The 737-nt window shown below is 68.7% G+C and carries 2 protein-coding genes; both read right to left on the bottom strand.

Translation table 11 applies throughout. The features are described 5' to 3' along the window. On the bottom strand, window positions 1–556 hold a 556-nt coding region (locus tag ACK41V_RS23595), incomplete at its 3' end, for an aldehyde dehydrogenase family protein (RefSeq protein ID WP_409786124.1). Then, window positions 553–737: aldehyde dehydrogenase family protein (locus tag ACK41V_RS23590; protein ID WP_409786123.1), on the bottom strand; the 185-nt coding region annotated here is incomplete at its 5' end. The genes ACK41V_RS23590 and ACK41V_RS23595, both read right to left, overlap by 4 nt.

The raw sequence follows: 737 nt of genomic DNA, 5'->3' as shown, positions 1-737 counted from the left end.
GTGGGCCCCACCCAAGAGCCGCGCGTCGCCGCCTCGGCCTTAGGGCGGCCATCCACAAGCACACGCGCGCCAGTCGCCTCCGCCTCGTCAATGTATCGCAGGATGCGCGCCTGCAGGGCAGCAAGCGTGTGTGTCGTTTAGGAGGGAGTGCATGCCACCCGCTGGTCACGCAAGCGAAACGCACCTTGCTGGCCGCGTCAATCACGGGCCCCACCTGCCCGTTGCCCGTGCCCATCGTCAGCGCCGACGTCTTGGCCACCACGGCGTCCAGCAGCGCTTGGTTCTCGCCCACCACCAGCAGCACGGAGGCGGCCATGCAGCGCTGGCCCGCGCAGCCCGCGAAGCTGGTGACCACATCGGAGGCGGTGAGCTCCACGTCGCAGTCGGGCAGGGCCACCAAGTGGTTCTTGGCGCCGCCCAGCGCCAGCACGCGCTTGTTCAGCGCACGGCAACGCTTCGCCACAATCTCCGCCACGCGGCTGCTGCCCACGAACGAGACGGCCAAAATGTCCGGGTGGTCGCACAGGGCATTCACCGCCTCCACCGCGCCATTCACAATCTGCAGTTGCGAGCGTGGTGAGTCACGCTGCCGCACACCGCGGCGACGCGCTGTGCACGCACCTGGAACACACCATCTGGCACGCCCGCCTCCTTCAGCAGCTCCGCAACGCGGCGCAGCGTGAGTGGCACCTTCTCCGACGGCTTCAGGATCATGCTGCCGAGGTGCGGGGCGTGAG

Source organism: Acidovorax sp., from assembly GCF_046291265.1.
GTDB lineage: Bacteria > Pseudomonadota > Gammaproteobacteria > Burkholderiales > Burkholderiaceae_C > Acidovorax.
Note: the sequence above shows the minus strand (reverse complement) of the source record. Positions and strands in the feature narration are given on the sequence as shown.